At 66.7% G+C, this 8,892-nt stretch carries 8 protein-coding genes and 1 tRNA gene; 4 read left to right on the forward strand and 5 right to left on the reverse strand.

The window, feature by feature from the left end; genetic code table 11:
* Positions 1-367, forward strand: a 367-nt coding sequence (locus tag GPA_RS11330; RefSeq protein WP_041239533.1) for a DUF3887 domain-containing protein, incomplete at its 5' end; no start/stop codon positions are given.
* A 172-nt stretch (positions 368-539) separates the two neighbouring features.
* Positions 540-2,315 carry a putative bifunctional diguanylate cyclase/phosphodiesterase gene (locus GPA_RS11335; protein ID WP_041239534.1) on the forward strand — a complete coding sequence of 592 codons (1,776 nt, stop codon included), beginning with the start codon at positions 540-542 and terminating at the stop codon, positions 2,313-2,315.
* Here the strand turns inward: GPA_RS11335 and GPA_RS11340 are convergent.
* Complete coding sequence (locus GPA_RS11340; RefSeq protein WP_015539937.1) at positions 2,287-4,107, reverse strand: diguanylate cyclase domain-containing protein; 1,821 nt, start codon at positions 4,105-4,107, stop codon at positions 2,287-2,289. The genes GPA_RS11335 and GPA_RS11340 overlap by 29 nt on opposite strands.
* Before the next feature lie 379 nt (positions 4,108-4,486).
* Between GPA_RS11340 and GPA_RS11345 the strand changes: the two genes are divergently transcribed.
* Positions 4,487-4,786, forward strand: coding sequence for a hypothetical protein (locus tag GPA_RS11345; protein ID WP_015539938.1), 300 nt, complete (start codon positions 4,487-4,489; stop codon positions 4,784-4,786).
* A 117-nt stretch (positions 4,787-4,903) separates the two neighbouring features.
* Here the strand turns inward: GPA_RS11345 and GPA_RS11350 are convergent.
* The 3 genes from GPA_RS11350 to GPA_RS18265 form a co-directional block, all read right to left on the reverse strand.
* Positions 4,904-4,978, reverse strand: a tRNA-Val gene (locus GPA_RS11350).
* Between the two features lie 92 nt (positions 4,979-5,070).
* Complete coding sequence (locus GPA_RS11355) at positions 5,071-5,496, reverse strand: MerR family transcriptional regulator (RefSeq protein WP_049784127.1); 426 nt, start codon at positions 5,494-5,496, stop codon at positions 5,071-5,073.
* 95 nt (positions 5,497-5,591) lie between these two features.
* Positions 5,592-5,744 carry a hypothetical protein gene (locus tag GPA_RS18265; RefSeq protein WP_015539940.1) on the reverse strand — a complete coding sequence of 51 codons (153 nt, stop codon included), beginning with the start codon at positions 5,742-5,744 and terminating at the stop codon, positions 5,592-5,594.
* 194 nt (positions 5,745-5,938) lie between these two features.
* Between GPA_RS18265 and GPA_RS11360 the strand changes: the two genes are divergently transcribed.
* Positions 5,939-7,927 (forward strand): ABC-F family ATP-binding cassette domain-containing protein, encoded by a 1,989-nt coding sequence (locus tag GPA_RS11360; protein ID WP_015539941.1) that lies wholly within the window; start codon positions 5,939-5,941, stop codon positions 7,925-7,927.
* Here GPA_RS11360 and GPA_RS11365 read toward each other — a convergent pair.
* On the reverse strand, positions 7,809-8,892 hold a 1,084-nt coding region (locus tag GPA_RS11365; protein ID WP_156791169.1), incomplete at its 5' end, for an HAD-IC family P-type ATPase. The genes GPA_RS11360 and GPA_RS11365 overlap by 119 nt on opposite strands.

Raw genomic sequence — 8,892 nt, forward strand, 5'->3', positions numbered from 1 at the left:
CTGGTGGGCCCTGCCCAAGACCGCGCCGGCCGGGCAGGGCATCGGGCTCACCGAGCAGGAGATCCTCGGGCGCGCGCAAGAGGTGGTGGCGCTGGTCGATGCCGAAGACTTCGATGCGCTTCGGTCGATGTCCACCGAACCCATGCAGAACGCCCTTGACGCGACCTCGCTCGAGGCCGCCCGCGCAAGCTTCAGCGATGACTGGGGGGCGTTCGAGGCGTTCGGCAACGCGTATGCCTTCGAGGCCCGCCAACTGTGGGTCACGCAGGAGGTCGTCGAGATGGTGGCCATCTACGAGAACATCACGGTCACGTACGACATCGTCTTCGAGAGCGATATGAGGCTCTCCAGCTTCTACATTAAGTAGAGGGCCCCGGCCCTTCCGCAGGCTTCCTAAATCCCATCTATCGGGTGAGCGTTCGTTCGGGGTACAATGTCCGGTAGTGTTCGGGGCGCGGCCGAGGGAGGATGCATGACGTTGCACGATGGGGGGGGGTGGCTTCTCTGAAGAAGGGCCCCTGGTCCTCTCGCGATCGCGGGTGACGTTCGCCTGCGTCGCCGTCTGGATTGTCGGCGCGGCGCTTCTGTTCTCGAGCCTCCTGCAGATGCAGGGCTACGCGGCCATCATCAACAACGCCGGAACCGTGCGAGGCGGCACGCAGATGGCAGTGAAGCTCGAGCTTGCCGGCACGCAGGCTGACAACCTCGAGGCGCACGTCGATGGGCTGCTCTCCCAGCTGATAGCCGACGAGGAGGCGCGCCCGCTCAAGTCGTCCGCCACCCGCGAGGTCGTCGAGGGCCTTCATGCCGTGCAGGCGAAGTGGCGCGAGGTCGAGCGGGGCATCGCCGAGGTGCGCGCCGGGGCCCCGGGTGATGCGCTCATGCGCGCGAGCCAGGAGCACTGGGACCTCGCCGACCGGGCCGTGAGGGCCGCGGAGGCGCGTGCGAACGGGGAATCGCGGCTCATGCTGCTCGTCAGCGCCCTCCTCGTCCTATTCACCACGGCGCTCCTCGTGCTGCGCGAGCGCGACAGCATGCGAAGGCTCCGCAAGACGTTCCTGATCGACCCCCTGACCGGGGGCAGCAACCTGGAGGGTTTCTACCGGGAGGCGTCGAAGGCCATCGCCGGGGCCCCGCCGTCCACGTACCTGGTGGTCTACACCAACGTCGTTCACTTTCGGTTCATCAACGACTCGTTCGGCCGCGCGGCGGGCGACGAGCTCATCGTGCGCCTGTACGGCATATACCGCTCCTCGTGCGACGGCCTGTGCGCCCGGGCCGACTCCGACCACTTCGCGCTGCTCGTGAAGAACGACCCCGCGGCCTTGGAGCGTCTTTGCGAGAAGGTGGACGCCGATCTGCGCGAGGCCGAGGACCTTCACTTCACAGGAACGCTTTCGTGCAACTACGGCGCATACGTCGCCGATGACCCGAACGTGGGCGTCGCGTCCATGGTGAGCGATGCCGCGCTCGTGCTCAAGGCGGGCGTCAAGGAGCGCGGGGTGGCCTATTACACCGAGGCGTTCAGGGCCAAGCTCAGCGGCGAGATGGAGATCGTGCAGGGCATGGGCGACGCCCTCGCGCGCGACGAGTTCCTGATGTACCTGCAGCCGCAGGTCGACGTGCGCACGGGGCGGCTGACGGGGGCCGAGTGCCTGTGCCGCTGGAAGTCGGACAAGCTCGGGCTCCTGCAGCCGACCGCCTTCATCCCCGCCCTGGAGCGCTCCGGGCTGATATCCGACCTCGATTTCCATATGCTGGAGCGCGTGTGCCGGGCCTATCCGCTGCCTTTGCCGGGAGGGGAGGGCGCGCCGTTGCCCATCTCCGTGAACTTCTCGCGGCCCACGGTGCTGCAAGACGGTTTCGTCGAGCGGTTCCTCGAGATCGTGAGCCGCTACGACCTGCCTCCCGAGGCCATCGAGGTGGAGGTCACCGAGGGCGCGTTCATGGTGGACGAGGCCGTGGTCGTGCGCACGCTGGAGACGCTGAGCGCGGAGGGCTTCCGCATTGCCATGGACGACTTCGGATCAGGCTTCTCGTCGCTTAACCTGCTGCGCCGGCTTCCCATCCACGTGCTCAAGCTGGACAAGGAGTTCCTGTGCGAGGGCTACGAGACCGACCGTACGCAGTCCATCTTGAGCGACATCGTGGTCATGGCGCAGCATCTGGGCATCCGCACCGTATGCGAGGGCGTGGAAACGCCCGAGCACGTGGCCCTGCTGCGCGAGATAGGCTGCGACACGGCGCAGGGCTTCTACTACTCCCGCCCCCTCGATCTGGATGCCTTCAGGAAGAAGTACCTTTCCCAGCCGTGAGGCCGCCCTGCCCGTCCACGTGTTCCCGCACGCGGCGCTTTTCGGCGTACATGGCCTCGTCGGCTCGCTTGATCAGGTTGTTCAACGTAAACGGCGCCTTGCTCCAGCAGCTCCCGACGGCGGCGGTGGCCACGACGTCGTGGGTTTCGGCCAGCTTGCCCAGGTGCTCCTCCCAGCGCTCGACGAGCTTTGCCAGCTCCGCCTCGTCGCTGTCGCACGCCACGACGAGGAACTCGTCGCCGCCGTAGCGGTAGCCGTGGACGCGCTCGTCGGTGATGGACCGGATGCTGTCGGACACCAGTTTCAGCAGGGCGTCTCCTCGGCCGTGGCCCTGCGTGTCGTTCACGGCCTTCAGGTGGTTGACGTCGAAGAACAGCACGCCGCATGACGACAGGCCTTGGTAGACGCTTGTTCGCATGCGCGCGAGCCTCGTGCGGTTGGGCAGCCCTGTGAGCTCGTCTCGCTCGGCTATGGCGCGCTCCTTGGCGGCCAGCTCTTCGGTCAGGTCGGTGTAGTAGCCGCTTAGCAGCAGGTTTCCGTCCCGGTCGTCGGTTACGCGGTAGAACACCTGCATGGGCACGTAGCTGCCGTCCCCGCGGATAAGGCGCAGGCGAACCGTGATGGTCTCGCGGGTGGTGATGAGCTTCTCCAGCGCTTGCCGAGCCATCTCCTCGTCATCGGGATGAACGCCCGTGAACCCGTCCGCGCTGTAGAAATCGGTGCATTCGCGATGGCTCATGCCGCTCATGCGGCAGAACTCCTCGTTGATGAAGTGGGGCACGGTCCTGCCCTCCGGGGTTACCAGCTGCTGGACGAAACCGCCGGGCATGTCGTTCATGAGGTCGCGCAGGATGCGGTTGTCGCGGAGGATCTGCTCCTCGTTGTCGCGCCGCTGGAGGATCGCCGTCATGTAGTCGCCCAGCGCCGCGAGGTGGCTTGCGTGCGACGCGTTGCGCGCAGGGTTGTCCACGCCCATGAATCCCACCAGGTGGCCACCGGAGCGCAGGGGCACGAGGATGAGGCTCTCGATGCCCTGGCTCGTGAATATCCGGTTCTCGTCCAGGCCGCTTTCGAGGATGGCTTCCACGCCGTCGAGGCAGATGCTCTCGCCGGCCTTCAGGATATCCAGCATGCGCCGGTAGGTCGAGCAGGGAAGGTCCTGCAGGTTCTGCTGTTCGGCCGCCACGCCGGGGGCGCAGCATTCGTAGGTGTTGCTGGCCAGCTCCCTCTCGTCGTCGATCTCGAACACGTAGGCGCGGTCGCCCTCGAAGTACTCCCGCGTCTTGTCGAGCGCAAGGCCGATGGAGTCGTCGGGGTCGGCGCCTGCCAGGAGGTAGCGGGAGGCGTCGTTCAGGAACCGCAGCTGATCGCTCGTCTCCTGGGAGCGCGCTGCCGCGGCGTCCCGGCTGCGCAGGGCGTTCTCGAGGTGCGCGCGGACGAGACGCGGGCTTGCGGGAAGCAAGATCACGCCGTCGGCGCCCTGCTCCAACGCGGTCACCTGGATATCCTCGTCGTTTCTTGGTGCAAGGGCGAACACGAGGGGGTTTTGCCGCCCCTCGTCGCGGTGCTGCTGGCCGAGAAGGGCGTCGGCATCGGGCGAGAGGGCGTTGAAGAGAACGGCCGCGGGGGCTTGCGCCCGCATGGTGCCGAGCGCTTCGCAGGCGGACTTTGCGAAGAGGAGGCGGAACTCCCTGCCAAGCGCTTCCTCGAGGGCTGCGCGGTCGGTATCTTCGAGGCAGGCGAGCAGGAGCGTGGTGCCCGGTTGCACCTCGACAGGGTTCGCGTCGGCCATGCCCACCTCCTTTCGCTTCGAGGTTTAAGAATGTAGTGTAGCAAGTTTTCGGCGCGCGCGACGGGCGAATAGACCAACTAACGGTAGAAGCAGGAATTTGTTTTTCCTGATTATCAGCTCAAAAGAAAGGCGTGAACCTGCCGATAAGTTAACGGCTGGGATTGCCCGCCGGGGCGAATATGCTCGTCGCGCATCCGGCATGCTCGGCGCGTCTTGCGTATAATGGGGGGAACGAGAGGGTTTCCCATGGGCGAGGCGATGGAGGGCCTGGCACGGGCGCCTGGCCTGCACCTGTCCGAGCTGCCGTCCCGAAGCAGCCGGTGATGCCTGCAGCTGTGCTTGGCGTTGTACCCTGTGGGCGCCTTGGAGAGGAGCGGAGATGTTCGAATGGCTGGGAATAGAGCTGGACCCGAGCGGGTTGGCGATTCTTGCAAACCCGATAGGCTTCTTCACCGCGTTCTCGTTCCCCCTCATGATCTTCGCGGCCTTCCTGGTTTCGGGGCTCGTCGGCCCGCTTGAGCGTTTGGCGAGAAGGAGCGAGCGGCTGGGGCGCCTCTTGGACAGCGCGATAGAGAAGGGCCCGCGGGAGGGCTGGTCGGGCTACATCCTCGCAGCCGTCACGGTGGCGTTCCTCTTCGGCATCGCTCTCTGGGTGTTCTGCCGCATAAGCGGCTCATGAGGCCCGGGCAGGGTTCATGAATGCCCCATGCGCCCGAGGAGGGTGCGCGGATGGGGGGCGGCAATCCTGGATAATGAAAAGGCCGGAAGCAAAATATGCTTCCGGCCTGCTATTTCATGGTGGTCGCTACAGGATTTGAACCTGTGACCCCCGCCGTGTGAAGGCGATGCTCTCCCGCTGAGCCAAGCGACCGTTTTCCGCTGCGTCGTCGCAACGTGCTTGGATATTCTAGCGGTAGTTAAGCCGTCGCGCAAGGGCTGATTTCGAGGTTGTGCGAGGAATCTTCAAAACTTGCCGACAACCGGGTGCCCCGTTGCGGGCGAAGGTGCTCGCGCATCGCCGCGGATCGCGCGCTCGGCGGCCAGAATTCCCTCGTAGTTCTCTATCTTGGCGTTCAAGCGGTCGAGACCCGCCTGCATGTCGGCGATGCGTTTCTCGACGAGGCCGCGCTGCTCCTCGAGAATCGCCTTGCGGGCCGCCGCCGTCTGCTCGCCCTGCTCGAACAGGTCCATGTACTCGATGAGCGCTTCGATGGAAACGCTCGCTGCGCGCATGCACTTCACGAACTCCACGCGCGCGCAGTCCTGCTCGCTGTAGTCGCGTATGCCGCTTGCATTGCGCGTGACGCCTGGCAACAGGCCGATGCGCTCGTAATAGCGAAGGGTGTCGGCGCTCAACCCGTACCGCTTGCTCACTTCCGCGATCTTCATCTTCGGGCTCCTTTCCGCCATGCCCTGCATTGAAGCACATGGAGCGCACTCCAAGTCAAGGGGGTTTCGCGAAAGCGCCTCCGGGGCTGCGGCGGCTACTGGTAGAAATGCCGGACGATGAACGACACCACGAGGATGAACCCCGCGGCCAGAAGCGAGCCGAGCGTGCGGGGGTCGGCCTTCGCGGTGCTGCGGGCCGTGCTTGCGGGTTGGAGGTCGGCGATGTCGGTGTTCGGGTTCCTGGTCATGCGGGAGTGCCTCCCATCGTGCTCGTTCGTGGTTGCTTTCTGGGATCGGCGAAGCCGTTAGCCGTGCGCGGCCTCTTCCGCTATCATAGACAAGTTGCGCCTCCTGGCCTGCCGCGCATCGCCAGGCGGGCGGGCAAAGGCGCTGCCGGCTCTGCCGGCGCGACGAAACCTGCGACAGAAAGCACGCACGCACCATGATCATGCAGCTCGAACATATCTCGAAGTCGTTCGGAGGGCGCCAGCTCTTCCATGACGTGACGTTCCGCCTCGAGGAGTACGAGCGCCTGGCGCTCGTGGGCCCCAACGGCGCGGGCAAGACCACCATGCTCAACATCATCTCGGGGGCCGAGGACGCCGACGAGGGCCGCGTGCTGTTCGCCAAGGGCGCGCGCGTGGGCTACCTGGAGCAGGAGGCCATCGAGATGGCCGACCAGCCCATCTTCGAGGAGGTCATGTCCTCGCAGGTGGAGGTTCTGGAAGCCGAGCGCCGCCTGTACAAGCTGGAGCAGGAGCTGGGCGAGGATCCCACCGAGCAGCAGCTTGCGGCGGCCGGCCGCGCGCGCGACGCCTACGAGGTGCTGGGCGGCTACACCATCGAGGCCAAGGTGCGCAGCGTCATGTTCGGCCTCGGATTTGCGGAGGGCGACCTGCGCCGCCTGACCACGGAGTTCTCCGGCGGCTGGCAGATGCGCATCGCGCTGGCGAAGCTCCTCATCCGCAACCCCGAGGTGCTGCTGCTCGACGAACCCACGAACCACCTGGACCTGGAGAGCGTGAAATGGCTGGAAGGGTTCCTCCGCGGCTACGCGGGCACCGTGGTGGTGGTGAGCCACGACCGCGCGTTCATGGACAACATGGTGGACCGCGTGGCCGAGGTGGACAACGGCCAGGTGAACCTGTACAAGGGCAACTACTCGGACTACCTGCGCATCCGCGAGGAGCGCCTCGAGCGCCTGCGCGCCGAGGCGGCGAAGCAGGCCGAGGAGATCGCCCACATGGAGGCGTTCGTCGAGAAGTTCCGCTACAAGCCCACGAAGGCCAAGCAGGTGCAGGACCGCGTGAAGAAGCTCGAGAAGATCAAGCGCATCGAGCTTCCCGAGGAGAAGAAGACCGTGCACTTCAACTTCAAGCAGCCGCCGCGCACCGGCGACGAGGTGGTGCGCGCCCGCGGCCTGGTGAAGCGCTTCGGCGACAAGACGGTGTACGACGGCTTCGACTTCACCATGTACCGCGGCGACAAGATAGCGCTCGTGGGCCCCAACGGCGCGGGCAAGTCCACGCTGCTGAAGATGGTGGCCGGGGCGCTCGCGCCCGATGCGGGCTCCATCGACTACGGCGTGCACGTGACGAAGACGTACTACGCCCAGCACCAGCTGGAGGAGCTGCACCCCGGCAACACCGTGTTCGAGGAGCTGGACCGCGTGGCGCCGGGCTGGACCATCTCGCAGGTGCGCACGCTCCTGGGCGCGTTCCTGTTCACGGGCGACGCGGTGGACAAGCGCGTGAGCGTGCTCTCCGGCGGCGAGAAGAGCCGCCTGGCGCTGGCGAAGATGCTCGTGGCGCCGCGCCCGCTCCTGTGCCTGGACGAGCCCACGAACCACCTGGACATCGCGAGCGCCGACATCCTCGAGCAGGCGCTCAAGGCGTTCGAGGGCACCATCCTCTTCATCACGCACGACCGCCATCTCATCAAGGGCGTGGCGAACCGCATCGTGGAGGTGGAGCCCGGCCGCGTGACCAACTACGACGGCGACTACGACTACTACCTGTTCAAGAGCGGCCAGCTGGACGGCCCCGCGCCCGAGGAGCGCTCGCTCGTGGACGAGGTCATGGGGGAGGGCGCCCCCGGCAAGGGCGCGAAGGGGACCCGCTCGTCAGCCTCGTACACCGCCACGTCGCCGGGAACGCCGAGCAGGCGCAGCTCGCGCGCAGCCGTCACAGCCGCCGCCAGCCCCGCCGCCCCGCCGCCTATGATCGCCAACCGGCCCATGAGCCCACCGCTTCCCTTCGTCGCTTCCTTCGCCCGCCATCATACCGCAACGCCGCAGGGGAAAGGGGCGCCGTTCACGCCTCGCGGGCCAGCCGGGCCTCGTGCCAGCGGCCGAGCACGCCGTACAGCCAGTGGAACAGCGCCGCGGCGGCAACGGCGCAGGCGGCGAACAGCACGGCCATGGGAACGGTGAACGGCACGATGCCGAACAGCCCGTGGAACAGCGTCGCGCCGAGCACCGTGCCGCCCACCACCACGACCAGAAGCGCGCTGCGGATGGGCGTGAACGGCACGGACAGCCGGACGATGAGCATGACGCCCACCCAGGCCACCAGGAGCACGCACAGCGTGGACACCTGGCCGTAGCCCAGGCCCAGCGCCAGGCGGCCCACCGCGTTCACGGCCAGCACACCCAGCACCGCGCACACGGCGCCGGGGATGGACTTCACGATGACGTTCTCCAGGAAGCGGCCGCGGATGCGGTCCCTGTTGGGCTCGAGCGCCAGCACGAACGACGGGATGCCGATGGTGAACGCGCTGATGAGCGTCATCTGGATGGGCTGGAACGGGTACTGCCACGGCAGCAGCACGAACAGCACCGCCAACGACATGGACAAGAGCGTCTTCACCAGGAACAGCGACGCCGAGCGCTGCAGGTTGTTGATGGAGCGCCGCCCTTCCGCCACCACCTTGGGCATGCTGGCGAAGTCGTTGTCCACGAGCACGAGCTGGGCCACGTTGCGCGCCGCGTCGGAGCCGGCGGCCATGGCCACCGAGCAGTCGGCCTGCTTGAGGGCCAGCGTGTCGTTCACGCCGTCGCCGGTCATGGCCACCACGTGGCCCTGTTCCTGCAGCGCGATGACGAACTGCTTCTTCTGCTCGGGCTTCACGCGGCCGAACACGTGGTAGCGGCGCACGGCGTCGGCCACCTGCTCGGGCGTCTCGAGCGTCGTGGCGTCCACGTACTCGTCCGCGCCGTCCACGCCCACCTGGGCCGCGATGCCCGCCACCGTGCGCGGGTCGTCGCCGGAGATCACGTTCACGGTCACGCCCTGGTCCTTGAAGTAGCCGATGGTCTGGGCGGCCGTGGCGCGTATCTGGTCGTGGATGCACACGAACCCGAGCAGCGCCGGCGCGCCCACGATGGCGCCGTCGGCG

Source organism: Gordonibacter pamelaeae 7-10-1-b, assembly GCF_000210055.1.
Lineage (GTDB): Bacteria > Actinomycetota > Coriobacteriia > Coriobacteriales > Eggerthellaceae > Gordonibacter > Gordonibacter pamelaeae.